Source organism: Devosia sp. MDV22-iso42 (genome assembly GCF_058629155.1).
In genome coordinates, this window is record NZ_JBZVWR010000004.1 from 1 (window position 1) to 23,793 (window position 23,793).

The window sequence follows — 23,793 nt, forward strand, 5'->3', positions numbered from 1 at the left end:
CGGCGGCAGATGACGCGGCGCGCCCCTTGACACAAACCGCGATAGAGAAGCTGCCAGTGCCAACGGTGCTCGTGATCAAGTCCAGCCCTACAGTGGCAGCTTGCCGACCGGCGGGCAGGCCCCAGGAACATGGTTCATTGAAATTTGCCATTTCCGCACAAAGCGTGGCTTGGCACGGCACTTCCAGTCATCATGCCAGTCGCTTCCGTGAAGCTTAACGGCTGCACAGGTGCTTGAAACGTTCCGGCAAAGCCAAACCGCCGCTCTTGTACTCGGACGCGAGCCGGTCGCGATACCTGCAGGCTGCAATTGCTATGACCTCGTCTTGCCTGTCAGGCGGCACGGCGTTTGGGAACCCATCATCGCAAATAGCGAGCATCCGTTGCTTATTGTCGTCGCTAATTGCAAGCGCATGCGCTTCGTCCGCTACTCGCCGCATCTGCGCATCCGCATCGCGGGAAAGCCCACCCATGACGGACTGCTGAAGCTCCAACATGTTCAGAAGACACTCTTCCTGTTTGGTCAAAGAGGCCTCTTGGGAAGCCGCGGACAAAACATTTAGAAGGGCGAGAAGCAGTGCAAATCCAAACGCCCTGAAATATGCCACACGCAGTTCTCCCGCACCATGGTGAGCATAGACCACTATTTGTGCCGACCACAAACCAAGGCGCTGGTGGATCAATCAGTGGCATAGGCGCTTTCTGGCAGACGCGCAGTGCACCACGGCCGACATCAGCCCTGACCGGTGCGCCTCTCAGCTTACACGGCCAGCGAGCCCAGATGCAGCCAGTCTGGAAACCACCCCCAAACTTCCAAAACCGCCTTGCGCTATGCCTGTTGTGGCAGCGCTTCCAGGAACCGCATGGGCTGGCCGGTCGAGGCCGTCACCAGTTCGCCCTGCCACATCACCGTCCTGCCGCGCACAATGGTGCCGACCGGCCAGCCGGTGACCGTGACGCCGTCATAGGGTGTCCAGCCGACGCGGCTTTTGACGTCCTCGTTGCGGATCGTTTCGCGCCGCTTGAGATCGACAATGGTCAGGTCGGCGTCATAACCCACCGCGATGCGGCCCTTGCCGGCGATGCCGAACAGGCGGTTGGGGCCGGCGCTGGTCATGTCGACGAAGCGCTGCAGCGTCATTTTGCCGGCATTGACATGATCGAGCATGATCGGCACCAGGGTCTGCACGCCCGTCATGCCGGAATGCGAGGCGGGATAGGCATGGTCCTTTTCCTCGCGTGTATGCGGCGCGTGGTCGGAGCCAAGGATATCGGCCACGCCATTGGCCACGCCGCACCAGATGCCCTCGCGATGGGCCTTGTCGCGTACCGGCGGGTTCATCTGGGCATAGGTGCCCAGTTTTGTGTAGGCGGTTTCGTCCAGCGTCAGATGGTGCGGGGTGACCTCCACGCTGGCGACGTCCTTATGATCGGCGAGATAGACCATCTCCTCGGCCGTCGAGATATGCAGCACATGGATGCGCTTGCCGGTCTTGCGTGCCAGGTTCACCAGGCGCGTGGTGCAACTCATCGCCACTTCGGGCGAACGCCAGACCGGATGGCTCGACGGATCGCCCGGCACGCGCAGGTGCTTGCGCTCTTCGAGCATGTATTCGTCTTCGGAATGGAAGGCGGCGCGGCGGGAAATGGCGCGCAGGATGGCCTCGACCCCGGCATCGTCCTGCACCAGTAGCGAGCCGGTGGACGAGCCCATGAAGACTTTGATGCCGGCGCAGCCGGGCAGCTTTTCCAGTTCGGCCAGCTCGCCGACATTGTCATGCGTGCCGCCGATATAGAAGGCGAAGTCGCAATGCATGCGGTTGGTGCCCGCGGCGATCTTGGCCGCAAAGGTTTCCCGGCTGGTGGTCAGTGGGTTGGTATTGGGCATTTCAAAGACGCCGGTGACGCCGCCCATGACGGCCGAGAGGGAGCCCGATTCGAGGTCTTCCTTGTGCGTCAGGCCGGGTTCGCGAAAATGCACCTGGGTGTCGATGACCCCGGGCAGGATGTGCAGGCCTGTGCAGTCGACGATGTCGGCGGCGCTGTCGCCGGAAAGATCGCCCAGGGCGACAATGCGGCCGTGCCGAATGCCGACATCGGCCAGGCCCTCACCATCCTGGTTGACCAGCGTGCCGTTCTTGAAAATGCTGTCGTACTGCGCCATGTCTGTGGTCCTGCCGTTCCCGCACAGTGCCGGTTTAGCGGAGGCAGCGACCAAGAGGCAAGCGAGCATGACCATCCATTTGCGTGCCGACCGCGCCGTGTTCCGGTTTTCCGGGCCGGAAGCCCACAAGCTGCTCAACGACGTGGTGACGGGGGAGATTCCGGCGACGGGCGCGGGTGACGGCGAGCTGGCGGCCGCCTGGGCGCTGCTGTCGCCGCAGGGCAAGATCCTGGCCGAGGGCCTGGCCGGCCATGCCGAAGACGCCATCTGGGTGGATGTGTACCAGTCGGTCGCCGATGACTTTTTCAAGCGGATGAAGATGTATCGCCTGCGCGCGGCGGTGGTCATCGATGACCTGCGGGCCTCCCACCACGTCGGCTTTGCCCAGGACGCGGAGCCGAGTGGGATCAGGCATACTGATCGCCTCGGTCCCATTCATATCGGCTACCGCATCATTGCACCCGTCGACGCCACGGCGGACTGGGTGCAGAGCGACGACGTTTACCAGACCGCGCGCATCGGCGCCGGCATTGCCCACCAGGGCAATGACTTCCCGGCCAATGATGCCTTTGCTCATGATATCGGGCTCGACATTCTCGATGGCATCGACTTCGCCAAGGGCTGCTATGTCGGCCAGGAAGTGGTCAGCCGGATGAAGCATCGCGGCACCGCCAGGCGGCGGCCGGTTATCGTTTCGGGGGTCGACGCGCCCGCCGGCAGCGCCGTTATCACCGGTACGCGCGAGGCGGGTACGATCGGCCAGGTGGTCGATGGCATGGCGGTGGCCATTCTGCGGCTGGACCGGATCACCGACCTGTCCGCCGTGACGGTCGATGGCAAGCCTGTAACGCTGAAACTGCCGGTCTGGGCCAGTTACGCGTTTGGCGAATCGAGCGGCGATGAGTAGCGTTCGGCGCTAACAGTCTGCTAACCAATCGGGGCAAGATGGCACGGACCAGTTCACGCGCCTGGCAACGCATGTTGTCGGGGCGCCGTCTCGATATTCTCGACCCTTCGCCGATGGATGTCGAACTCTCCGACATCGCACACGGTCTTGCCCGCGTTGCCCGCTGGAACGGGCAGACCTATGGCGACTATCCGTTTTCCGTGGCGCAGCACTCGGTGCTGGTGCTCGAGCTGTTCCGCGCCGCCAATGCAGATGCGACCCCGGTCGCCCTGCTGCAGGCGCTGCTGCACGACGCCCCCGAATATGTGATGGGCGACATCATCTCGCCATTCAAGGCGGCGATGGGCGGCAATTACAAGGATGTCGAAAACCGTTTGCTGTCCGCGATTTACCTGCGCTTTTCGCTGCCGGCAGCGATGACCGCCCCCATTGCCAAGCTGGTCAAGAAGGCCGACCGCGAGGCCGCCTTCTTCGAGGCCATCCACCTGGCCGGGTTTGCCGAGGAGGAAGCGCGCAAGTTCTTTGGCGCGCCCGAGCAGCCGGCCTTCGAGGTGGATGCCTTCGACCGGCTGATCCGCCCCTGGCCGACAGGCGAGGCGCATGACCGCTTCGTCGCCGCTTTCAGCGCGATTTCCATTTAGCAGCAACGGTTTGGCCATGGGGAAATTAACCCTAAGGCGGGATGAACTTTGCGTGTGACATCGGCTTATGGTTTCTAATGGATTAACGCGGGCACGTTTTCCGCCTCAATCCGGGACACAAACCATGGACCTGCCAGATCGTCACATGCTGCTTGGCATGACCCTGGGCGCCATTTCGGCGATGGCGCTTGCGACCATCGGGCCGGGCATGGTGATCGAGAGCTTTGCCGATGGGTTGCTGAACCCGGTGGTGGCACCGGGTTTTGATACATCAAGGCTGGTCAAGTTCGAGGGGCGGCATTACCAGGTAGCGGCCGAGCCCTGGGTATCGCAGGATCCGACCTCGACCCAGGTGGTCAAGAAGGTCGAAGGTGGCAACGTGTCCTATGTGACCATCGCCAGCACGGCCACGGGCACCTATTCCAGCGACGTGCTCTATACCAACCATGTGCAATATCCCGGCATCACGGTGACCGAGGTTGCCCGCAATGGTGAGCCGCTTTCGAGCTGGCAGAATGGCCGCTGGTTCAGCTTCAGCAGCCGTGGGGCCAACTCATTCTACTCGGTGCGGGCCGGCGACGTCCGCGTCACGGGCTGGGGCAGCCGCACCTGCGTTACCGGCCGCGACTTCCGGGTCTGCTGATCAGCCGAACAGCCAGCCGCTCTTGAACTTGTAGAAGACGTGCAGGCCGATCTGGGTCACCTTGTTCATGCGCGGGGCCCAGGTGGGACGCACATAGGTGGCGTGGTAATGCGTCGCGTCGGCGACTTCAGTGAGATAGAGTTGGCCGTCGGTGAAGCGCTTGGCGATGTCCTCGGCCTGCGCCCAGGATTTGCCGTCATTGATGGATTCGGGAATTCCGTCACAGGCGAAGGAGAACTGGCAGGCATTGCGCTTGGTCTGGTTCTGGAACACCACGCCGCAAATGGTATCTGGATAGCGCCGGTCCTTGACGCGATTGAGCACCACCTGCGCCACGGCCACCTGACCGCGATAGCTTTCGCCGCGGGCCTCAAAGTAGATTGCCGTTGCCAGGCACCAAAGTTCCTTGTCCGAAGCAGCCACCACCTGCCCGGTGGCAAAGCCGCCGGTTACAGGGGCGGTTTCGCGGGCATAGGCCAGTTGCTCGGAGGCCATTGCGGGCAGAGGTATGCCCGCGGATGGGGGTGCGATGCCGGCAATGGCGTCGAGTGCGGCGGCCGAGGCCGGGTTGATGGCCACCGGATCAATGGCGGCAATAGACATCCGCGGACCGATCTCGACATCCCCGGTAGGGGCGATATCGGCAAAGCGGGTCTGGCCCAGCGTGGGATCATCCGGACCGGCGCGCAGTGACGCCAGGCGAATGCGGGCTTCCTCGAAGCTGCGCGACAGCGCCAGGACATCAACCTGGGGACGCATGCGATCAGTCTTGGCGGCGCGGTTGGGGCCGGTAAAGCCGGCGGCGGCGAACAGGCTGTCGACCGAACCGGTAATCACCGGATCGATGCCGGAATAGGACAGGCTGGCAAGGGCGAGCCGGGCCGGCGCCGGGGTGGCATCAAGCAGGTCGGACGCGGGCGCGAGGGCCATCCCGGTCAGACCGGCATAGCTCAGAACGCCAAGCAGGGCCACAGCCAGAAACCTGGCGACGGGACGCAAGCGACGATCCGCTCGGGCCAGGCGCAGACGCGCCACTGGCCGGTGGGAAAATACCATCTACGCAACTCAACACAACGCAACACAACAACTGTTCGACGGCAGAGACGCTAGAATGCCGACAGTTGTGATGATGACTTATTAGGGTTAGCAGGGCGTAAACGGAACCAGTGGCAGGGCAGTGGCCTGATTGTGGCAGGCGATGAACTTGCCGTGATGGGCCGGGTGGCGCGCCTCAGGCGCCGCAGGCCGCGCGGACTTGGCTGACTTCGGGCAAGAAGGCGTCGACGCGAAAACGCGCCGACAGCGACCGCGAATTGACCGGCGTCACCCGGACCGTCAGGTTGGTGGCACCCGCCAGGCCATCGAGAAACGTCGCCGCATCCCGTGTATTGTCGAGCACGAGGGCGGTGTTGTCGGCATTGACCGGCAGGGTGCGGCTGCGCGATGCCTGCAGATCGTATTGCAAGGTGATGCCGGCGTCGCGGCCCAGGGCCGACATGGTATTGCCGGCAAAGGCGAAGCTCACGCTCAGCACCTCATCCTGGCACATGATCACCATCGTGGCCGGGGCGCGCCCGCTCGGACGCGCGGGGATCAGCTGCTCGGACTGTACAGTGACGCTGAGGCCAGTCTGATCGGATTGGGCGGTGCGGAACAGGCCGTCATAGCAGGCCAGTCGCTCGACATCGCTCTCAATCAAGACGCATTGGGAAACGCCGGCCTGGGCCAGCGCTGGTGGTACGGGAACTGCAAGCAGAGGCAGCAGCGCGAGTGCCAGTGGTAATTTCACGGTGATCAGTGTCCCATCCCTTTGCGCCGACCTGTGCCGGCTTGCCCCCTACATATAGGGATTGCGCGAGCGTTTTTTAAGCGGTCGCCTGTGCCAATGTCAGGCGCGCCACCGGCACACGATAGGGCGAACAGCTGACATAGTCGACGCCCAGGCCGGAGAAGAACTTGAGCGAGGCCGGATCGCCGGCATGTTCGCCACAGATACCGATCTTGAGCCGGGGATTGGCGGCCCTGCCCCGCTCGATGGCAATGGCGATCAGTTCACCCACGCCCTTTTCGTCGATGGTGACGAAGGGATCGCGCTCATAGATTCCCTTGCGCTGATAGGCGGCCAGGAAAGTGGGCGCGTCATCGCGGGAAATGCCGAAGGTCGTCTGGGTCAGGTCATTGGTCCCGAAGGAGAAGAAATCGACCATGTTGGCAATGTCGCCGGCGCGCAGGCAGGCGCGGGGCAGCTCGATCATGGTGCCGAACAGCATCTTGACCCGGTCGCTGCGCAGCAGGCCGGAATTGGCGGCGATGGTATTCATGCGCTCGCGCACGAAGGCCACTTCGCTGGCGGTCGAGACAAAGGGCACCATAACCTCGACGGCCACCGGCTCGTCCTGGGTCTCGCTGGCGGCGCGGACGCCGGCCATGATGGCCTGCATCTGCATGGACAGGATTTCCGGATAGGTGATGGCCAGCCGGACACCGCGATGGCCGAGCATCGGATTGACCTCGGCTATGCGGTCGAGGCGCAGCCGCAGGGCCCTGACGGCCAGGCCGAGCGAGGCGGCGGTTTCCTCGATGTCTTCCTCGGTGCGCGGCAGGAACTCGTGCAGCGGGGGATCGAACAGCCGGACGGTGACCGGGCGACCGCGCATGGCCGAGAACAGGGCCGAGTAGTCGCCCGTCTGATAGCCGACCAGACCGTTGACGGCCTGACTGCGATCATCCTCGTCTTCGCTCAGGATCATGCGGCGCAGCGCCACCATGCGCTCGGGGGTGAAGAACATGTGCTCGCTGCGCGCCAGGCCAATGCCCTCGGCCCCAAAGCTCAGCGCCGTCATGGCCGACTCGACGGTTTCGGCATTGGTGCGGACCGCAATGGTGCGGGTGGCGTCGGACCAGTCGAGCAGCGTACCGATGGCGCCGCCGATATGGGGCTGGGCCAGCGGCAGGGTGCCGGCATAGACGGCGCCGTCGCTGCCATCGATGGTCAGCAGGTCGCCCATGCGGAACTCGCGCTCGCCGATCCAGCAGACCATGTCGCCGGCATCGACCGAGAGCGTGCGCACGCCGGCCACGCAGGGCTTGCCGGTGATGCGGGCGACGACGCCCGCATGGCTGGACATACCGCCGCGGGCCGTGAGGATGCCGGTGGCTGCCTTCATGCCCTCGATATCGGCCGGGCCGGTCTCGTTGACCACCAGGATGCAGTGCTTGCCGCGGGCGCGCAGGCGCGCCGCGTCTTCGGGGTTGAACACGATGGCGCCGCTGGCGGCGCCGGGCGAAACCCCGAGCCCCTTGGCAATGGGGGCCGCGCCCTGGGTGGATCGGAGGCGCGGATGCAGCAGTTGCGCAAGTCGGGCCGGATCGACGCGGCTGACGGCGTTCTGCGGCGACCACACCTTGCGCTTGACCCGGTCAACGGCCGCCTCGAGATCGGCTGCAGCCGAGGCCATGAACGGGCGGGCGGAAATGAACTGCAGTTGGCCAGCCTCTACGGCAACGGCGCAGCACATGTGGCGGCCTGCCTTGGCGTCGACCAGCGCGACCAAGGCGGCGGCCGATTCCGGCAACCGGGGCAGCGGCGCGCCGTCGAGCGGGGCCGGTCCCATGGCGCCGGTGGTGCCGTTGCGGGTGAGGAACTGCTCGATCTCGCCCTGGGCCTGGGCCTGGATCAGGACGATCTGCTTGCCACGGTCCTCATCGGCGCGCCCGGTCCAGCCCTGGCCGAAGCCATAGCTGTCAAAGGCACTCTTGATCGCCCGCGCCAGCGGTCGGCTAGGGTCGACCGAGTCTTCCGGGTGGGCCGGCGCGGCAATGCCCAGCTTGGCGGGCATCAGGCCGCCATTGTGGGTGGCCGCCGAGGTGCGCACCACCAAAGGCGGCGGCGTGCCCTCCTTGCCCACCAGCTTGAACAGGCAGGCGACCCAGCGGGTGCGCAGGCGGATATCCTTGCGGCTACGCTCGGATTGCAGCGCTTCCCAGGCGGCGCGGGTCAGGGCAATGGTGGGGATAGTAGGAAAACCGGCTTCGCCGACACGGAAGATCCAGCGCGCCTTGCCGCTGAGCAGCTTGATCTGGCTGGCCGACAGGTTCGCCTTCCCCATGGCCGGGGCAATCGCGAACATTTCCTGCGCCAAACTCACTGCTCGGTCCCTGTCGTGGTTAGACGGGCATCATGCCTGCACGGCTGGGCCGCTGCAACAAGACTTGACTTGTCGTCGTGTCGAAAGCATCTGACTGCTATGGAAAAGCGGCCACAACTAGACATTCTGCTCTGCGCCCCCCGCGGCTTTTGCGCCGGGGTCGATCGCGCCATCCAGATCGTTGAACTCGCGCTCGAGAAATACGGCGCCCCGGTCTATGTGCGGCACGCCATCGTGCACAACAAATATGTGGTGGATGGCCTGCGTGACAAAGGCGCCATCTTCGTCGAGGAGCTGAGCGAAATCCCCGAGACCGGCGCGCCGGTGGTGTTCTCGGCGCATGGCGTGCCCAAATCGGTCCCGGCCGATGCGCGGAGCCGCAAGATGTTCTTTCTCGACGCGACCTGCCCGCTGGTGAGCAAGGTGCATGTCGAGGCACAGCGGCATTTTGCCGAGGGTCACGAGATCGTGCTGATCGGCCACAAGGGGCATCCGGAGGTCGTGGGCACGATGGGCCAGTTGCCGGTCGGTGCCATCACGCTGATCGAAACGGTCGCGGACGCCGCGGTATTCGAGCCCAAGGACCCTATGACCCTGGCCTTCGTGACGCAGACGACATTGTCCGTCGATGACACCCGCGAAATTGTGGCGGCGCTCAAGGCGCGCTTTCCGGCGATCAACGGGCCGCACAAGGAAGACATCTGCTACGCCACCACCAACCGGCAGGAGGCCATCAAGGCCGTCGCGCCGGAAGTGGATGCGATGATCGTGGTGGGCTCGCCCAACTCGTCCAATTCGCTGCGCCTTGTGGAAGTGGCGGAGCGGGCCGGCTGCAAGATCGCCATGCTGGTCGATCGCGCATCCGAAATCGACTGGGATCGCTTTGCGGGCATCAAGACGCTGGGCGTCTCGGCCGGGGCCTCGGCACCGGAAAAACTGGTCGACGAGGTGATCGAAGCCTTTGCGCAGCGCTATGACATCAAGGTCGAGGCGCGGGTAACCGCCAAGGAGAACATCGCCTTCAACATTCCGCGCGAGTTGCGGACCATCGAGGCGGCCGTCACTGAATGACCGACCTGAGGCTGCTCGAAACCGATCGCCTGGCGCTCTCGGGCTGGAGCATGGACCAGGTCGATGACCTGTTGCGCCTGCACGGCAACCCTGATGTGTCGCGCTATCTCAAGGGGGACGGCTCGCCCTGGAGTCGTGCGGACTGCGCGGCGCGGATCGCGCTGTGGCGCGACAATTTCGTCAGTCACCGCATGGGCAAGCTTCGCGTGCAGCGCAAAAGCGATGGCGTCCTGTTGGGCCGCGCCGGGTTTGGGCTGCATGGCGAACGCGGCGAGCCGGAAATCGGCTACGCCCTGTTTCCCGAATATCACGGCAAGGGCTATGCAACCGAGGCCGCCGTTGCCCTGCGCGACTGGCTCTTTGCTGAAACGGACTGGATGTATTTTCTCGGCTTCGCAGATATGCGCAATGCCCCGTCACTGGCGGTGCTGAACAAGATCGGCATGGTGCGCACTCATGTGGGCGTGGTGGACGGGCAGCACACCCAGTTTCATATCATGCACAAAGGGCAATTATCGGCATGACCGAAACCGTGATCATCCATACCGACGGGGCCTGTTCGGGCAATCCGGGCCCGGGCGGCTGGGGCGCCATCCTGCAATATGGCGACAAGACCAAGGAACTGTGCGGCGGCGCCGAGCTGACCACCAATAACAAGATGGAACTGACTGCGGCCATCGAGGCGCTCAATGCGCTGACCCGGGCCTGCACGGTAGAACTGCATACCGACAGCCAATATGTCAAGAACGGCGTGCAGAGCTGGATGAAGGGCTGGAAGAAGAACGGCTGGAAGACCGCCGACAAGAAGCCGGTCAAGAACCTCGAGCTCTGGCAGGCACTGGACGAGGCCACCAAGCGCCACACCATCGACTGGCGCTGGGTCAAGGGCCATGCCGGGCACGACCTCAACGAGCGCGCCGACCAGCTGGCCAATGACGGCATGGCGCCGTTCAAGACCCGGCGCTAGACCCGCTGGGGCAGCAGGCGCTTGATGGCTTTCCAGGCGGGTGCCAAGGCATAGCCGACGACTGGAATGAGCAGCGCACCAAAAACGAGCCCGCCCACGCCGTCGATCAGCGCCATCATCAGCCAGCCGGCGAAATCGCCGATGGCCGGCACGGCATGGGCAGCCCATTCGGAGGCCGCTTCGATGAAGTGCTCGGGTCCGGCGAGGCCGAACTCAACCAGGCCATGGGCCAGGATACCGCCGCCGACCCAGATCATGGCGGCGGTGCCGATGACGCTGAGCACCTGCATGAAGACCGGCATGCCGGTGACAAGTGCGCGGCCAAAGGCGCGGCCCCCGCCGGTGCGGGCATTACGGGCCAGCCACAGGCCCATGTCGTCGCCTTTGACGATCAGCGCCACGCCGCCATAGACAACGGCGGTGATACCGATGGCGACCAAAGCCAAGATTATGGCACGGGTCCAGATATCGGACACTTCAATGGCCGACAGCGCAATGGTCATGATCTCGGCCGAGAGGATGAAATCGGTCTGGATGGCGCCGGCGATCTTCTGGTCTTCAAGCGTGGCGGCATTGACGGCGATGGGTTCGAGACCGGCCTCATGCACCTCGGCCTCATGGGGCGCCAAAGCGTGGAAGACCTTTTCAGCGCCCTCATAGCAGAGATAGGCGCCACCGATCATCAGCAGCGGCGTGATTGCTCCCGGCAGGAAGCTGCTCAGAACCAGGGCAGCGGGCAGCAGGAACATCAGCTTGTTCTTGATCGAGCCCCAAGCAATGGCGCCGACAATGGGCAATTCGCGATCTGCGGTGAAGCCATCGACATAGCGCGGAGTGACCGCGGCGTCATCGATCACGGCACCCGCCGCCTTGACCCCTGCCTTGGCGGCCTGGCCCGCGACATCATCAAGCGAGGCGGCGGCGACCTTGACCAGGCCAGCCACGTCATCGAGCAGAGCAAGCAGACCGACACTCATGCAAAAATTCCTTTGGTAGCGGCAGATTGATTTGGCATTGGCGGCCAGCCGGCGCACGATCGCAGCATGTTACGCAAAACGCTCCTCACCGCCACCGCCATGTTGTGCCTAACGCTGCCGGCACTGGCGCAGTTTCCGCCGCCGGGCATTTATGACTGCAGCAGGTCAGACGGCACCGCCTTCGGTACGCTGACCTTGTTCGTGGCGGGAGACTATGACTTTGTCACCGACGACATGCCGCGCGGCCAGGGCCAGGTCGCCTCATCGGGCTCGCAGGTGCAAGCGCTGAGCGGGCCGCTTGCCGATATCGAGCTCAGGGGCAGCTTCGTCACCGATGACCATGGCGACACCGAATTCGACTTTACTACCAGCAAGGGCGCCATTCACTGCGCCCTGCCCTCGCGCTGAGCGGCCGGTTCCTAGCCGGCCACCTTGGAGAAATCAGCGACCAGATGCATGGTGTCGCGTAAGCGCGCCAAGAGGTTGAGGCGGTTGGCGCGGACCGCGGCATCGTCGTCATTGACCATGACCGCGGTGAAAAACGCATCGACCGGGGCGCGCAGCGAGGCAAATTCGGCCATGGCGCCCTTATAGTCGTCGCGGGCAACGTGGCTGGCTACCGCGGCGTGGACGGCGTCCACGGCAAAGGCCAGAGCCGACTCTTCGGGTAGTTTCAGCACATCCTGGGCCACGGCGCCGGCATAGGTCCGGCCGTCCTTTTTTTCCTCGGCAGCCAGGATATTGGCGGCGCGCTTGTAACCGGCCAGCAGGTTCTGGCCATCGGCCGATGACAGCAGCGCTGACAGGGCCTCGGCGCGCTGGGTGATCTGCAGCATGTCGTCGCTGTCGGCCGCGATCACGGCATCCACCAGGTCATGGCGGGCGCCGGCATCACGCAGGGTGACCTTGAGACGGTCGTGGAAGAAGGCGAGGAGATCGGCTTCGACCTTGAGCGGGAATTTCAGCCCGTTCTCGGTGATGATACGGATCACGCCCAGAGCCGCGCGGCGCAGGGCGAAGGGATCACGGGAACCCGTCGGCTTTTCATCAATCGACCAGAAGCCGGTGAGCAGGTCGAGCTTGTCGGCCAGGGCCACGGCAATCGAGGTCGGCTCGGTGGGCACGGCGTCGGTGGGGCCGAGCGGCTTGTAATGCATCTCGACGGCCGTCGCGATATCGGCCGGCTCGCCCTGGGCGCTGGCATAATAGCGGCCCATCAGGCCCTGCAGTTCGGGGAATTCGCCGACCATGCCGGTGGTGAGGTCGGCCTTGGCCAGCATGGCAGCGCGCTTGGCGCGCTCGGGATCGGCGCCGACCAAAGGCGCGATCTCGCCGGCCAGCTTGACCAGCCGTTCGACGCGGGCAAACTGGCTGCCCAGCTTGGCGTGGAACACGGTATCTTCGAGCTTGGGCAAGCCATGCTCGAGCGGCAAGCTCAGATCGCCCTGGTAGAAGAACATGGCGTCGCTGAGCCGGGCGCGGATGACGCGCTCATTGCCCGCCGTGATCACCGCGCCACCATCGCTGGCCTCGGTATTGGCAGTGATGATGAAATGGGGCGCCAGCGTGCCCGTGGCATCGCGCAGGCAGAAGCACTTCTGGTTGGCGCGGATGGTGGCGATGATGACTTCCTCGGGCAGTTTGAGGAAGGCGGGATCGAAGGTCCCCATCATGACGACGGGCCATTCGACGAGGCCCGCGACCTCTTCAAGCAGGCCTTCGTCGGTGATGACGGTCAGCCCCTGGGCAAAGGCCAGGTGCGCGGCATCGGTCTTGATGATGTCCTTGCGGCGGTCGATGTCGAGCACGACCTTGGCGCGCTCCAGCGCGGCCACGTAATCGTCGAAGCGGCGCACGCGGATGGCGTCGGGCGCCAGGAAACGATGGCCATAGGTGGTCTGGCCCGAAGTCAGCTCGTTGGACTGGAAGGGGATGACCACCGGCTCTTCGTTCTCGGCGCCGAAGGTGGCGGTGATGGCGCGCAACGGCCGCACCCAGTTGAACGTGCCCGTGCCCCAGCGCATCGACTTGGCCCAGGGGAAATCCACCAGCAGCTTGGGCAGGATGGTGGCCAGCAGGCTGACGGCGTCGGCGCCGGGCTTTTCGATCAGCGCGACGTAGAAGTCGCCCTTCTTGGGGTCGCTTTCGATCTTGGCCTGATCGAGCGAGACGAGGCCTGCGCCGCGCAGGAAGCCGTCAATGGCCTGCTGCGGCGCGCCGACCTTGGGGCCCTTTTTCTCCTCGCGCGTATCAGGCGAACGGGCCGGCAGTCCGGTCACGGTCAGCGCCAGCCGGCGCGGCGTGACAAAGGCTTTGGCGCCCTCATAGACCAGACCTGCATCGACCAGCGCATTGGTCACCAGTTTCTTGAGGTCATCGGCCGCGCGCCGCTGCAGGCGGGCGGGGATTTCCTCGGAAAACAGTTCGAGCAGCAGTTCGGGCATGACAGATACCAGGGGTTGGAAAGCGCGGTTTTGCTTAACTTGGGCGGGACTGGATGTCCACTCGGAACCGCCGCCGCTGGCGGGAACGGGCAGCCTGCCGTAGCGTTGCGACAGAGCGTGCATAGGGAGGTGGCCATGGCCAAGCTCGATGGGCGGTGCTTTTGCGGCGCCGTAAGACTGCAGGTGATTGGCGACGTCATCCGGGCCCTGCACTGCCACTGCGAGAGCTGCCGCCGGGCCACGTCGTCGGCGGTGGGATCGTTCTTTACCGTGCGTCGCGACGACGCCGTGCTGCAGGGCGAGAGCCTGCGCTTTTACCCCTCATCGCCCGGCGTCCGGCGCGGCTTCTGCGCGCGCTGCGGCTCGCCAATGTCCTATGAAAGCGAAGAGCGACCGACGGAAATCGACCTCTATATTGCCAGCCTCGAAGACGCGACGGGCATTGCGATCGACGGCCATTCGTACTGGAACGAGCGGGTGCCGTGGCTGCATGTCGCTGACGACCTGCCCAAGGATCTCTAGCGCCCTACCAGCTACCAGTTACCAGCCACCACCACCGCCGCCGCCGCCGCCGCCGCCAGAAAAACCACCACCGCCGCCGCCCCCGCCGCCGGAAAAACCGGAGGAACTGGCCTGGACCGGCTGGGCCGCCACCATAGCCGCCGTCATCGACGCCGCCGCGGCGCTGACGGCATGGGTCATGCTGGCGGCGGAGCGGCCAGCAGAGCCCGGCGAGCCGCCATGGTACCAGACAGGGGCATAGTTATCGGGCGCGTCCGCCACGGCATGCCGGGACAGTTCGGCCTCGAAATGCGCGCTCCACGGCTCCTCGACGCCGAGGGCGATGGCAAAAGGCAGCAGCCGTTCGAAGCGCGTCACCGTCATGGGCGGCACGTCGTCCATATTCATGCGGTCTTTTTCCGCCGTCTCGAGATAGAGCTTGAGACCATCGATCTCGTCCATCACCTTGCGCCCCTGCAGCGTCGGCGCGCGCATCAGGAAGGCAAAAACGATGGTGACCACGACGATGGAAATGGCCGAGATGGCGGCAATATTGACCTGCAGCGCGGTCAGGCTGTCGAGGGCGAAGCCAAGGAAGTTGAAGGCCGCTACCGCGATCCAGATGGCGATGAAGACGCGCGACAGATAGCGCTTCTGGAAGCCCTTGCTGATCAGGCCGCCCAGCGAGGACAGCATGATGCCCAGGATGATCGAACCAATCAGCCAGAGCGGATCGAGGATGTCGGCAAAGGTCATGCCGGCCAGCAGCACGATGCCCAGAAAGTAGCCGAACACCGAATAGCCGATATTGGTCCTGAACCAGCGCGAGCGGTTTTCCCGAGCAATGGCGCTGACAAAGGCTGCCCGGCGTTTCTGCAGCGCCGGGCCGGTAGCCGTGTTGATCTCGACGCTCTGCTGGGTCTGCAGATAATCGAAGATCACCGCCTCGCCCGCCGGCAACGGCTTGTCCGGCGCCTTGCCCGTCACGGTCAGGCGCAGATTGTCGGTGCTGTTGTCGATGGTAATGAGGCCCTTGACCCCCAGATTGAAGATCGCCGCCGTCAGCGCGGTCCAGCCGCTGTCGCTGAAGCCCCATTTGTGGATGTAGTGGACCAGCGCCGGCGAGAAGCCGTCGGGGGCGTGAAAGCGCGGGAAGACCACGCCCTTTTCCGGATCGCGGCCAACGCGGAACCAGGCCAGTGCATTATACGCGGCGGCCAGCAGAGCAGCGAGCACTGGAATGATGTTGTCGCGCAGGTCGAACACGTGCTGCAGCCAGGCGTCGAAGCCGGTGGGATACTCGATGACGCCCTTGTCGAAGGCCACGGCTATGGTCATGCCCTCGCCGGCACCCAGGACCCGGGTGGCGCGGAAGCTGGCGACATTGTCGGCATTGCGCTTGATCGACACCGCCTGCTCGGTGGCGCCGACGGGGCCGGTATAGCCGGCCAGGTCGGTGATGACAGCGCCATCGGGCAGGGTTACCGTCGCCGTCGCTGTCCGGATGGGGAAGATCCAGTAGTTGCCGGTGACGTTCCAATAAAGCTCGTCATGGTCCTCGAAGGCCCGCGCCATGCGGCTCATCGTATAGGTGATGGCATAGCGGTGCGGCCCATAGGTGAGCATGACGTCCGGATCGCCAATCCAGATGCGCTGGAAATCGCCCATGCGCTCGACGCGGAAATTTTCGCTCCTGCCGTCGCGCTGCACGTCGAGCACCACGAAATCGGGCCGCAGCTTGCCCCCGTCACCGGTCAGCAACACGACGGGAATGTCGCGGTAGATGCCGCGGCGAATGTCCTGCCCCTCGGCATTGACGGTGATGGCCTCGGTGACCGTCACCGTGCCATCCACCGCCATGGCGATGGCGCTGGCATAGGCCGTGATTTCCTCGCGCGCCGTGGCCGGCAGGACGAGAAACAGCCCCAGCAGCATGCCGAGCAGCGGCCGAAACAAGAGGGGCATGGTGACTAGTTGAACTTGACGGAGGGCACGGCGCGGTCGGCTTCGTTCTCGAGCTCGAAATACTGGGCCGCATGGAAGCCGAAGGGGCCGGCGATGAAATTGGAGGGTACCGATTCGACCATCACATTGAGGTTGCGCACGGCACCATTGTAGTAACGGCGGGCCATCTGAATCTCGTCCTCGACGGTCTGCAGCGCGGCCTGGAATTCGAGGAATGTCGTATTGGCCTTGAGGTCGGGATAGGCCTCGGCGGTGGCGATCAGCCGGCCCAGGGCGGACGAGAGCTGACCCTCGGCGGCAGCACGCTGCTCGGGCGTGCCATTGGCGGCGCTGGTGGCGGCGGCTCGGGCATTGGTGACGGCCTCGAGCGTTTCGCGCTCATGGCTCATATAGCCCTTCACCGTCTCCATCAGATTGGGGATGAGATCGGTGCGGCGCTTGAGCTGCACGTCGATGCCCGACCAGCCCTCCTGGACCATCTGCCGGGTCTTGACCAGGCCATTATAGATGCTGACGGCATAGACGGCGGCGGCGACCACCAGACCGAGAATAATCCAGAGTGTCATGGCAGGGGCTCCCTCAAGCGCGGCTTGTATGGCGCGGACACTGGCATTGCGCCGCGTCCGGCGCAATGGGCGCCAGCGCTATTCGGCGCCGCCACCGGCGGTTTGCAGCCAGGCTTCGCCGCAGCTCTTGGCCAGTTCGCGAATGCGCAGGATGTAGCTCTGCCGTTCGGTCACCGAGATGACGCCGCGGGCGTCGAGCAGGTTGAAATTATGCGCGGCCTTGAGCACCTGCTCATAGGCGGGGATGGCCATAGTGTGTTGATTGCCCGTAGCGCCCTTGGCCAGAATGGCGCGGCACTCGTTTTCCGCATCGGCAAAATGGCGGAACAGGATGTCGGTGTCGGCAGCCTCGAAATTGTACTTGGACTGTTCCTGCTCGTTCTGCAGGAAGACGTCCGCATAGGTGACCTTGTCGTCGCCGCTGCCGCCGTTGAAGTTGAGCTCCATGATGGAGTCAACGTTCTGCAGATAGCAGGCCAGGCGCTCCAGCCCATAGGTCAGTTCGCCCGAGACGGGGTTGCACTCAAAGCCAGCAACCTGCTGGAAATAGGTGAACTGGCTGACTTCCATGCCGTCGCACCAGACTTCCCAGCCCAGGCCCCAGGCGCCCAAAGTCGGGTTTTCCCAGTCGTCCTCGACAAAGCGCAGGTCATGCAGCGCCGGGTCGATGCCGATGGCATAGAGCGACTTGAGATAGAGCTCTTGCAGGTCAGGCGGCGATGGCTTGAGGATCACCTGGAACTGGTAATAGTGCTGCAGGCGATTGGGGTTCTCGCCATAGCGGCCGTCCTTGGGGCGGCGCGAGGGCTGCGCATAGGCAGCCTTCCAGGGCTTTGGCCCAAGCGCGCGCAGCACGGTGCCGGTGTGCGAGGTTCCGGCGCCCATCGGCATGTCATAGGGCTGCAGAATGACACAACCCTGCTCCGCCCAGAATTGCTGCAGCGTGAGGATCAGACCCTGAAACGAGTTTTTCGGGTCCATGTGCGGTGGGCGGATGGTCATGTGGCAGTCCCTGCTAACTGGGACAAACCTCTAGTTTGACCGCCCGGCAGGGTCAACGGCGTTTGTCGTCATCTTCGGGACGGAAACGGCCGTCCTCGTCACGCTTGAGGTCGATGACGCCGGGCTGCTCGCGCTCCCGCAGGTCGCGTTCGCGGCGGAGGCGGCGGGACTCTTCATCCTCGGATTTGAACTGGCGGGTCCAGTCGCGCCAGATCTTCATCGCGCCGAGATAGATGAAGATGGCCAGGACCACGAAAATGAGGACGCGCAGCAGCATAGTTCAGAGCCCCAGCCGCGCCCAGACGGCGCGGTCCTCGATGGTTGCGGCGACATCGCCAGCCAGGCCAGCGACCGAAAAACCGATACGTGGCAGAGAGATAAGTCCGCGCTTGGGCTCGATGAGCTTGAGGCGCACATCCTTGCCATAGCGGGTGCGCAGGGTCTCGTGCAGGTCGCCCACGGCGTCGACCAGTCCGAGCTCCAGGCCGCGCGTACCGGTCCACCATTCGCCGGTGAAGAGGGTGTCGTCAGGGGCCTTGAGACGGTCGCCCCGCCGCCATTTGACCACCTCTATGAACGTCTGATGAATATCGAGTTCGAACTGCTTGATGCGTTCGATGTCGGAGGCCTTTTCCGGCAGAAAAGGATCAAGGGTGGACTTGTTGTTGCCGGCGGTATGGACGCGCCGCTCGACGCCGAGCTTTTCCAGCAGGCCGACAAAACCGAAGCCTGCCATGATGACGCCGACCGAGCCGACAAGCGAGGATGGATCGACGATGATCTCGTCACCGGCCACGGCGATGAAATAGCCGCCCGAGGCTGCAGCGTCTTCGACGAAGACCAGAACGGGCTTGTTGTGCTCGTCGGCCAGGTCGCGAATGCGCTTGTAGATCAGCCGGCTCTGCACCGGCGAGCCGCCAGGCGAGTTGATGATGATGGCGATGGCCGGCGCCGACTTGATGGCAAAGGCGCGCTTGAGCAACGGCGCGACGCCGGCGATATTGAGCCGACCCGGACGCGGATCGGCAGAGATGACACCCTGCAGCTTGACGACGGGAATAATGGCGCCGCTGCGCCCGGTGACGCGCTGCAGCCAAGTTCGCGCCTGTCGGGCCAGATCATTCATCGTCGCGCCTCTCCTCAAAACCATGCCAGACTTAGGTTGTAGCGGCGGGGATTACCAGTCGAGCCGGGTTGTGCCACGGAAAATTGCGTCAAAGGCAGGGGCAAAGGCCCGGCCGGTGGCATCATGCAGCGCGCGGCTGGCCAAGAGGGTAAGCGGGGCGCGCGAGCCCTTGATGGCACGCAGCAGCACGCGGCTGGCGGCCGCCTCGGGGCGCGGCGTCAAGGGCAGCAGGGTGATGGCGCCGAAGCGCTGGTCAAAGGCGGCCAGCAGGGGGGCAAGGCTCTCGGCGGGATAGATGAAGATGATCTCCCCGCCCGGCGCGGCACAGCCGGCGGCGGTCTTGACCCAGAGATCGAGCGCCGTCGCGTCCATATGGCGCGATCCCGCCCGACCGGCGTCACCTGCCAGCGTGCCGGCGCCATCGGCAAAGAAGGGTGGATTGGCGATGACCGCGTCAAAGCCATTGTCGGCGAGGCCGGCAGCATGGCGCGCCATGCCCTTCGCCGTGACATCGACTTCCAGGGTCCGGCCGCGCGCGGCCAGATCGTTATCGGCGAGGTTGAGGGCTGCCAGAGCCAGCATGTCGGGGTTCTGTTCGGCCAGAACGGCCTGTAAAGCAGGCGCATGAGCCAGGGCGACGAGGGCCGCGGTACCCACGCCGGCGCCCATATCGAGCAGGCTGGCGCGCCCCTGCCCCACCGAAGCGCCGAGCAGAACGCTGTCGAGTCCGGCGCGAAAACCATGGCGTGGCTGCGACACAGTGAGCCTGCCGCCCAAAAAGGCGTCGCGCGTTACCGATTGGTGTTTTACAAAGGCTCTTGGCTGGTCTAGGGACATCGCACCCGAAAAGGCCGGTTTTGCGCGACCTTACATGCGTAAAGCCCGCAGACTCAATCAATTTTGCCGTGGCGTATTGGGGTGAATAGACGGTGTCAGTGCTGACTCAGATTAAAGAGGCGCCCATCGCCACCCCGATCGACCGGTTGCTCGCAGCGACCGCTGACGACATGGCCAAGGTCAATGAACTGATCCTGAGCCGGGCCAATTCGCATGTCGAGATGGTGCCCGAGCTGGCGCGCTACCTGATCGACAGCGGCGGCAAGCGGCTGCGGCCAATGCTGACCGTGGCGGCAGCGCAGCTGTTCGGCAAGGGCAATGGCTCGGCGATCAACTTCGCGGCCGCCGTCGAATTCATGCACAATGCCACGCTGCTGCACGACGATGTCGTGGATGAAAGCGACATGCGCCGCGGCAAGCCGGCGGCGCGCATGGTGTGGGGCAACAAGGCCTCGATCCTGGTCGGCGACTTCCTGCTCGGCCAGGCCTTCATGATGATGGTGGAAACGCGCGACGTCGATTCGCTGGGCGTGCTGTCCTCGGCCTCCGCCGTGATGGCCGAGGGCGAAGTGTTCCAGCTGTCCAAGACGGGCGACCTCAGCACAACGGCCGAAGATTATGCCGAAGTGATCCGCGCCAAGACGGCCGTGCTGTTCCAGGCGGCCTGCGAAGTGGGCGCCATGGCCGGTGGCGCCGATGCGGCGGGACGCCAGGCGCTGGCCGACTATGGCCTCGAACTGGGCAATGCCTTCCAGCTGGTCGATGACGCGCTCGATTATGGCGGGCAGGCCGGCACTCTGGGCAAGAATACCGGCGACGATCTGCGCGAGGGCAAGATGACCCTGCCGATCATCCTGGCGCTGGCCGATGGCACCGCGGCCGAACGCGAGACCATCAGCACCGCCCTGGGTGATCCTGAGGCCACGGCCGAGCAGGTGGAAGCGGTGGTGGCGATCCTCACTCGGCTCGACGCCCTGCCCCGTACTCTGGCGCAGGCGCATGCGCATGCCCGTGCGGCGCAGCAGGCGCTCAAGGCCCTGCCCAGCTCGGCGCTGGCCACCCTGCTCAATGACGTGGTCGAATTCAGCGTGCTGCGCGCCTATTAGGCGGCGGGCACCAGCAGGGGCGCGGCGGCCACCCAGTGCTCGGGGTTCTGTGCCCGCATCAGCTGGGCGGCCTGATGGGCCTGCCCGCTCGAGCCGAACAGGCCGAACACCGTCGCCCCCGACCCCGACATGCGCGCCAGCATACAGCCCTGCGCCGCCGCCAGATGGTCGACGATCTCGCCGATGACCGGCACCAGCTTGACCGCGGGCGGCTGCAGGTCGTTGCGGGTCTCTGCCAGCCAGATGCCCAGCTGCACCGGCCGGGTCAGTGGCGATGGCAGAGCGGGCAGCGGATAATTGTCATGCGCCCGCAACCGGCGGAAGACGTCGGCGGTGGGCAGCGGCACCATGGGATTGACCAGCACGATATGCAACGCGGGGAATTCGGGCAGCACTTCGAGCAGTTCGCCCACGCCGCGCGCCAGCAGCGGCGCCGAAACCAGGCAGGCGGGCACATCGGCCCCAAGACGGGCGGCCAGATCGGAGAGCTCGGATACGGGAATGGCGTGGCTCGATTGCGACCGCATCAGCCGCAGGGCGGCGGCAGCGTCGGCCGAGCCGCCGCCAATGCCGGCAGCCACGGGCAGGTTCTTGGTGAGGCGCAAGGCCAAGCCGGTTGGGACCGCATCCGGCCAGCGGGCGCGAAAGGCAGCGATTGCCCGGGACACCAGGTTCGTCTCCCCTGAACCCAGCCCAAGCGAAAACGGCCCGACAATGGTCAGGGAATCGACCTTGTCCGGCACAGCCTCGATTTCGTCGGCCAGATCGGCAAAGACCACCAGGCTTTCGAGGTCGTGATAGCCATCCTCGCGGCGGCGCGTGACATGCAAGGCCAGATTGATCTTGGCCGGGGCGATATGGATGATGGACTCGACCACGCGGCGCTATTCGGTCGCGTTGGCTGCCGTCAGCCCATCGGCCAGCTTGGCGGCCACCCGCTCCTTGACGTGGCCTTCCTCATCCATGGCGGCAGCGATACGCCACTGGAAGCGGGCCTCGAGCTCGCGGCCGGCGGTCCAATAGGCGTCGCCCAGATGGTCGTTCAGTTCGGGATCGTTGGGCCGCAGCAGCACGGCGCGCTCGAGCGTCGCGACGGCCTCGTCGATGCGGCCAAGCTTGTAGAAGGCCCAGCCGAGCGAATCGACGATATAGCCATCCTGGGGCTGGGCATCGACGGCCTTCTGGATCATCTCAAGCGCCTCGATCAGGTGCATATCCTGATCGATCCAGCTATAGCCGAGATAGTTCAGCACGGCCGGCTGATCAGGATTAAGCTCGAGCGCCTTGAGGAAATCGGCCTCGGCCTTGGGCCACTGCTTGTCGCGCTCATAGGCAATGCCGCGGACATAGTAGAAGCGCCAGTCGGCCGGGTGCTCACCGCCGGTGATGGCGAGGGCCTGGCTATAGGCTGCGGCAGCCTCGGCATATTGTTCGTCATAGCGCAGCATGTCGCCATAGACCGAGGCGGCGTCGAGATCGTCCGGCTGGGTGGCCACGATATTGCCCAGGCGCCGCAGCGCCTCGGGACGATCGCCCAGGGCATCGAGATTTTGCGCGATGCGCACCACTGCGGTGGGCTTCATGGTGGAGGTGGCCGGCACGGCATCATAGATGCGGTTGGCGGCCTCATGCTGGCCGGCGGTATCGAGCAGTTCGCCCAGTGCCAGGGAGATCACATCGGCATTGGGGTCGAGATAGAGCCCCATGCGCAGGAAGACCAGCGACAGGTCCAGGCTGCCATCGCGCGACAGGGCAACGCCGATACCGTGGAACATTTCGGCGGCGCCGACCTGCACATTGGCGGCAAAGATGCCGGGGCGCTGGCCGGCGGCGATCTGCTCGCGCACCAGCGTGACAAAGGGATGGCTCAGCCCCTGATTCTCGAATTCGGCGATCACGTCGGTGGCTTCATCGAAGCGCCCGGCATTGGCCAGCACGCGGGCATATAGCTCGACCACCCGGGCCACATAGGGCTCGGCGGCAAAGGCCTGGCTGGCCAGGTCGATAGCCATCTCGGTCTGGCCGGCCACTTCGGCCATCAGCGCGCGGTGGAACACCAGGAAATCGTCGAGTCCGGTTTCGCCCAGGGTATCGAGCATGGCGTCGGCATCGGTCTTGCGGTTGGCGCCGACCAGGGCCCAGGCGCGCAGAATGCTGGCGGTGATGCCGGTAAAGCTGTCCTGGCCGATGGCGCCCAGCTGGCGTTCGGCAGAATCATAGCGACGCTCCTTGAGCGCCTCGGTAGCGATCACCAGTTCGGCCAGCTCATTGGTGGGATCGAGCTGGAGCAGGTGCTTGGCGGTGGACGCCGCCTGGCCGATCTGGCCATCGGCGGCAAAGGCGATGAAGGCGCGCTCGACCAGGATGGCATTCTGCCAGTCGGCCTGGGCCGCCTGGTAGAAATAGCGGGCGGCCTCGTCGGTGCGCAGATCCTGTAGTGCCTGCTGGCCGGCCATATAGGCGCCGGTGGCACTGGCGCGGAACATCGGCAACAGGTCGAAGCTGGTTCGCGGGTCCGATTGGGCGGTCTGCACCGGCTGTGCCGACTGGCCGGCCTGGCTTGCCGTGGCCGCCAGCAGAATGGCCATCAGGGCCGGGCGCGCGAAGCGGTTCAAAAGCGATGTCACGACGTTGAATTCTCCCATGGTCCCAGCGGACCCGTTCTGGCGGCGAAGATTGGCCGTTTTGGGACGCTACCGCAAGGGCGCCCCCATGAGTGTGATGGAGGC

The 23,793-nt window shown here is 64.7% G+C and carries 25 protein-coding genes; 10 read left to right on the forward strand and 15 right to left on the reverse strand.

Annotated features, from left to right (window positions below; all coding sequences use genetic code 11):
* A partial coding sequence (locus tag AC4NN3_RS01195) for a hypothetical protein (protein ID WP_491925322.1) occupies positions 1 to 218 on the forward strand: 218 nt, incomplete at its 5' end.
* Here AC4NN3_RS01195 and AC4NN3_RS01200 read toward each other — a convergent pair.
* Positions 215 to 526 carry a hypothetical protein gene (locus AC4NN3_RS01200; RefSeq protein WP_491925323.1) on the reverse strand — a complete coding sequence of 104 codons (312 nt, stop codon included), beginning with the start codon at positions 524 to 526 and terminating at the stop codon, positions 215 to 217. The genes AC4NN3_RS01195 and AC4NN3_RS01200 overlap by 4 nt on opposite strands.
* A gap of 302 nt (positions 527 to 828) precedes the next feature.
* Positions 829 to 2,163 (reverse strand): dihydroorotase, encoded by a 1,335-nt coding sequence (locus tag AC4NN3_RS01205; RefSeq protein ID WP_491925324.1) that lies wholly within the window; start codon positions 2,161 to 2,163, stop codon positions 829 to 831.
* A gap of 67 nt (positions 2,164 to 2,230) precedes the next feature.
* Here AC4NN3_RS01205 and ygfZ point away from each other — a divergent pair, with 67 nt between their 5' ends.
* The 3 genes from ygfZ to AC4NN3_RS01220 all read left to right on the forward strand — a co-directional run bounded on the left by ygfZ (position 2,231) and on the right by AC4NN3_RS01220 (position 4,354).
* Positions 2,231 to 3,070 carry a CAF17-like 4Fe-4S cluster assembly/insertion protein YgfZ gene (gene ygfZ / locus AC4NN3_RS01210; RefSeq protein ID WP_491925325.1) on the forward strand — a complete coding sequence of 280 codons (840 nt, stop codon included), beginning with the start codon at positions 2,231 to 2,233 and terminating at the stop codon, positions 3,068 to 3,070.
* A gap of 38 nt (positions 3,071 to 3,108) precedes the next feature.
* The gene (locus AC4NN3_RS01215; protein ID WP_491925326.1) at positions 3,109 to 3,711 is read left to right on the forward strand and encodes a YfbR-like 5'-deoxynucleotidase; all 603 of its coding nucleotides are present in this window, start codon (positions 3,109 to 3,111) and stop codon (positions 3,709 to 3,711) included.
* 124 nt (positions 3,712 to 3,835) lie between these two features.
* Entirely contained in the window at positions 3,836 to 4,354 is a 519-nt protein-coding gene (locus AC4NN3_RS01220) for a hypothetical protein (RefSeq protein WP_491925327.1), read from the forward strand.
* On the opposite strand, the gene AC4NN3_RS01225 is transcribed toward AC4NN3_RS01220, so the two are convergent.
* The 3 genes from AC4NN3_RS01225 to AC4NN3_RS01235 form a co-directional block, all read right to left on the reverse strand.
* On the reverse strand, positions 4,355 to 5,410 hold the full coding sequence (locus AC4NN3_RS01225; protein WP_491925328.1) for a cell wall hydrolase: 1,056 nt from the start codon (positions 5,408 to 5,410) through the stop codon (positions 4,355 to 4,357).
* 175 nt (positions 5,411 to 5,585) lie between these two features.
* On the reverse strand, positions 5,586 to 6,143 hold the full coding sequence (locus AC4NN3_RS01230; RefSeq protein ID WP_491925329.1) for a hypothetical protein: 558 nt from the start codon (positions 6,141 to 6,143) through the stop codon (positions 5,586 to 5,588).
* Positions 6,144 to 6,219: 76 nt separating this feature from the next.
* A complete protein-coding gene (locus tag AC4NN3_RS01235; protein WP_491925330.1) occupies positions 6,220 to 8,484 on the reverse strand; it encodes a putative PEP-binding protein in 2,265 nt (754 codons plus the stop codon).
* A gap of 117 nt (positions 8,485 to 8,601) precedes the next feature.
* Between AC4NN3_RS01235 and ispH the strand changes: the two genes are divergently transcribed.
* From ispH to rnhA, 3 genes are read left to right on the forward strand one after another with little or no spacing between them, the layout of a single operon-like run.
* Positions 8,602 to 9,573: a 4-hydroxy-3-methylbut-2-enyl diphosphate reductase gene (ispH, locus tag AC4NN3_RS01240; protein WP_491925331.1), complete on the forward strand. Its 972-nt coding sequence runs from the start codon at positions 8,602 to 8,604 to the stop codon at positions 9,571 to 9,573.
* Complete coding sequence (locus tag AC4NN3_RS01245; RefSeq protein WP_491925332.1) at positions 9,570 to 10,097, forward strand: GNAT family N-acetyltransferase; 528 nt, start codon at positions 9,570 to 9,572, stop codon at positions 10,095 to 10,097. The genes ispH and AC4NN3_RS01245 overlap by 4 nt, the downstream gene beginning before the upstream one ends.
* On the forward strand, positions 10,094 to 10,540 hold the full coding sequence (gene rnhA, locus AC4NN3_RS01250) for a ribonuclease HI (protein ID WP_491925333.1): 447 nt from the start codon (positions 10,094 to 10,096) through the stop codon (positions 10,538 to 10,540). The genes AC4NN3_RS01245 and rnhA overlap by 4 nt, the downstream gene beginning before the upstream one ends.
* Here the strand turns inward: rnhA and AC4NN3_RS01255 are convergent.
* Positions 10,537 to 11,517 (reverse strand): DUF808 domain-containing protein, encoded by a 981-nt coding sequence (locus tag AC4NN3_RS01255; protein WP_491925334.1) that lies wholly within the window; start codon positions 11,515 to 11,517, stop codon positions 10,537 to 10,539. The genes rnhA and AC4NN3_RS01255 overlap by 4 nt on opposite strands.
* A gap of 66 nt (positions 11,518 to 11,583) precedes the next feature.
* Between AC4NN3_RS01255 and AC4NN3_RS01260 the strand changes: the two genes are divergently transcribed.
* Positions 11,584 to 11,925: a hypothetical protein gene (locus AC4NN3_RS01260; protein WP_491925335.1), complete on the forward strand. Its 342-nt coding sequence runs from the start codon at positions 11,584 to 11,586 to the stop codon at positions 11,923 to 11,925.
* 11 nt (positions 11,926 to 11,936) lie between these two features.
* On the opposite strand, the gene glyS is transcribed toward AC4NN3_RS01260, so the two are convergent.
* Entirely contained in the window at positions 11,937 to 13,961 is a 2,025-nt protein-coding gene (glyS, locus tag AC4NN3_RS01265; RefSeq protein ID WP_491925336.1) for a glycine--tRNA ligase subunit beta, read from the reverse strand.
* Positions 13,962 to 14,096: 135 nt separating this feature from the next.
* Here glyS and AC4NN3_RS01270 point away from each other — a divergent pair, with 135 nt between their 5' ends.
* Positions 14,097 to 14,483 carry a GFA family protein gene (locus AC4NN3_RS01270; protein ID WP_491925337.1) on the forward strand — a complete coding sequence of 129 codons (387 nt, stop codon included), beginning with the start codon at positions 14,097 to 14,099 and terminating at the stop codon, positions 14,481 to 14,483.
* A gap of 18 nt (positions 14,484 to 14,501) precedes the next feature.
* Here AC4NN3_RS01270 and AC4NN3_RS01275 read toward each other — a convergent pair whose 3' ends face one another.
* The 6 genes from AC4NN3_RS01275 to AC4NN3_RS01300 all read right to left on the reverse strand — a co-directional run bounded on the left by AC4NN3_RS01275 (position 14,502) and on the right by AC4NN3_RS01300 (position 19,880).
* Positions 14,502 to 16,427, reverse strand: coding sequence for a DUF2207 domain-containing protein (locus AC4NN3_RS01275; RefSeq protein WP_491925338.1), 1,926 nt, complete (start codon positions 16,425 to 16,427; stop codon positions 14,502 to 14,504).
* A 5-nt stretch (positions 16,428 to 16,432) separates the two neighbouring features.
* Positions 16,433 to 16,993, reverse strand: coding sequence for a LemA family protein (locus tag AC4NN3_RS01280; RefSeq protein ID WP_491925339.1), 561 nt, complete (start codon positions 16,991 to 16,993; stop codon positions 16,433 to 16,435).
* Between the two features lie 78 nt (positions 16,994 to 17,071).
* Positions 17,072 to 17,995 (reverse strand): glycine--tRNA ligase subunit alpha, encoded by a 924-nt coding sequence (locus tag AC4NN3_RS01285; protein WP_491925340.1) that lies wholly within the window; start codon positions 17,993 to 17,995, stop codon positions 17,072 to 17,074.
* Positions 17,996 to 18,047: 52 nt separating this feature from the next.
* On the reverse strand, positions 18,048 to 18,272 hold the full coding sequence (locus AC4NN3_RS01290; protein ID WP_491925341.1) for a hypothetical protein: 225 nt from the start codon (positions 18,270 to 18,272) through the stop codon (positions 18,048 to 18,050).
* Between the two features lie 3 nt (positions 18,273 to 18,275).
* Complete coding sequence (locus tag AC4NN3_RS01295; protein ID WP_491925370.1) at positions 18,276 to 19,112, reverse strand: S49 family peptidase; 837 nt, start codon at positions 19,110 to 19,112, stop codon at positions 18,276 to 18,278.
* Positions 19,113 to 19,172: 60 nt separating this feature from the next.
* Positions 19,173 to 19,880: a tRNA1(Val) (adenine(37)-N6)-methyltransferase gene (locus tag AC4NN3_RS01300; RefSeq protein ID WP_491925342.1), complete on the reverse strand. Its 708-nt coding sequence runs from the start codon at positions 19,878 to 19,880 to the stop codon at positions 19,173 to 19,175.
* Between the two features lie 170 nt (positions 19,881 to 20,050).
* Between AC4NN3_RS01300 and AC4NN3_RS01305 the strand changes: the two genes are divergently transcribed.
* On the forward strand, positions 20,051 to 21,064 hold the full coding sequence (locus AC4NN3_RS01305) for a polyprenyl synthetase family protein (RefSeq protein WP_491925343.1): 1,014 nt from the start codon (positions 20,051 to 20,053) through the stop codon (positions 21,062 to 21,064).
* Here the strand turns inward: AC4NN3_RS01305 and AC4NN3_RS01310 are convergent.
* Both AC4NN3_RS01310 and AC4NN3_RS01315 read right to left on the reverse strand, forming a co-directional pair.
* On the reverse strand, positions 21,061 to 21,942 hold the full coding sequence (locus tag AC4NN3_RS01310) for a 4-(cytidine 5'-diphospho)-2-C-methyl-D-erythritol kinase (RefSeq protein WP_491925344.1): 882 nt from the start codon (positions 21,940 to 21,942) through the stop codon (positions 21,061 to 21,063). The two genes, AC4NN3_RS01305 and AC4NN3_RS01310, sit on opposite strands and share 4 nt — an antisense overlap.
* A gap of 6 nt (positions 21,943 to 21,948) precedes the next feature.
* Entirely contained in the window at positions 21,949 to 23,691 is a 1,743-nt protein-coding gene (locus AC4NN3_RS01315) for a tetratricopeptide repeat protein (protein WP_491925345.1), read from the reverse strand.
* Positions 23,692 to 23,793 lie beyond the last annotated feature (102 nt).

What these genes read in the sequence shown, in the direction of transcription:
- AC4NN3_RS01205 (WP_491925324.1), bottom strand. Translation starts at nt 2,163, where the DNA reads ATGGCGCAGTACGACAGCATTTTCAAGAACGGCACGCTGGTCAACCAG.
- ygfZ (WP_491925325.1), top strand. Translation starts at nt 2,231, where the DNA reads ATGACCATCCATTTGCGTGCCGACCGCGCCGTGTTCCGGTTTTCCGGG.
- AC4NN3_RS01215 (WP_491925326.1), top strand. Translation starts at nt 3,109, where the DNA reads ATGGCACGGACCAGTTCACGCGCCTGGCAACGCATGTTGTCGGGGCGC.
- AC4NN3_RS01220 (WP_491925327.1), top strand. Translation starts at nt 3,836, where the DNA reads ATGGACCTGCCAGATCGTCACATGCTGCTTGGCATGACCCTGGGCGCC.
- AC4NN3_RS01225 (WP_491925328.1), bottom strand. Translation starts at nt 5,410, where the DNA reads ATGGTATTTTCCCACCGGCCAGTGGCGCGTCTGCGCCTGGCCCGAGCG.
- AC4NN3_RS01235 (WP_491925330.1), bottom strand. Translation starts at nt 8,484, where the DNA reads ATGTTCGCGATTGCCCCGGCCATGGGGAAGGCGAACCTGTCGGCCAGC.
- ispH (WP_491925331.1), top strand. Translation starts at nt 8,602, where the DNA reads ATGGAAAAGCGGCCACAACTAGACATTCTGCTCTGCGCCCCCCGCGGC.
- AC4NN3_RS01245 (WP_491925332.1), top strand. Translation starts at nt 9,570, where the DNA reads ATGACCGACCTGAGGCTGCTCGAAACCGATCGCCTGGCGCTCTCGGGC.
- rnhA (WP_491925333.1), top strand. Translation starts at nt 10,094, where the DNA reads ATGACCGAAACCGTGATCATCCATACCGACGGGGCCTGTTCGGGCAAT.
- AC4NN3_RS01255 (WP_491925334.1), bottom strand. Translation starts at nt 11,517, where the DNA reads ATGAGTGTCGGTCTGCTTGCTCTGCTCGATGACGTGGCTGGCCTGGTC.
- AC4NN3_RS01260 (WP_491925335.1), top strand. Translation starts at nt 11,584, where the DNA reads ATGTTACGCAAAACGCTCCTCACCGCCACCGCCATGTTGTGCCTAACG.
- glyS (WP_491925336.1), bottom strand. Translation starts at nt 13,961, where the DNA reads ATGCCCGAACTGCTGCTCGAACTGTTTTCCGAGGAAATCCCCGCCCGC.
- AC4NN3_RS01270 (WP_491925337.1), top strand. Translation starts at nt 14,097, where the DNA reads ATGGCCAAGCTCGATGGGCGGTGCTTTTGCGGCGCCGTAAGACTGCAG.
- AC4NN3_RS01275 (WP_491925338.1), bottom strand. Translation starts at nt 16,427, where the DNA reads ATGCCCCTCTTGTTTCGGCCGCTGCTCGGCATGCTGCTGGGGCTGTTT.
- AC4NN3_RS01280 (WP_491925339.1), bottom strand. Translation starts at nt 16,993, where the DNA reads ATGACACTCTGGATTATTCTCGGTCTGGTGGTCGCCGCCGCCGTCTAT.
- AC4NN3_RS01285 (WP_491925340.1), bottom strand. Translation starts at nt 17,995, where the DNA reads ATGACCATCCGCCCACCGCACATGGACCCGAAAAACTCGTTTCAGGGT.
- AC4NN3_RS01290 (WP_491925341.1), bottom strand. Translation starts at nt 18,272, where the DNA reads ATGCTGCTGCGCGTCCTCATTTTCGTGGTCCTGGCCATCTTCATCTAT.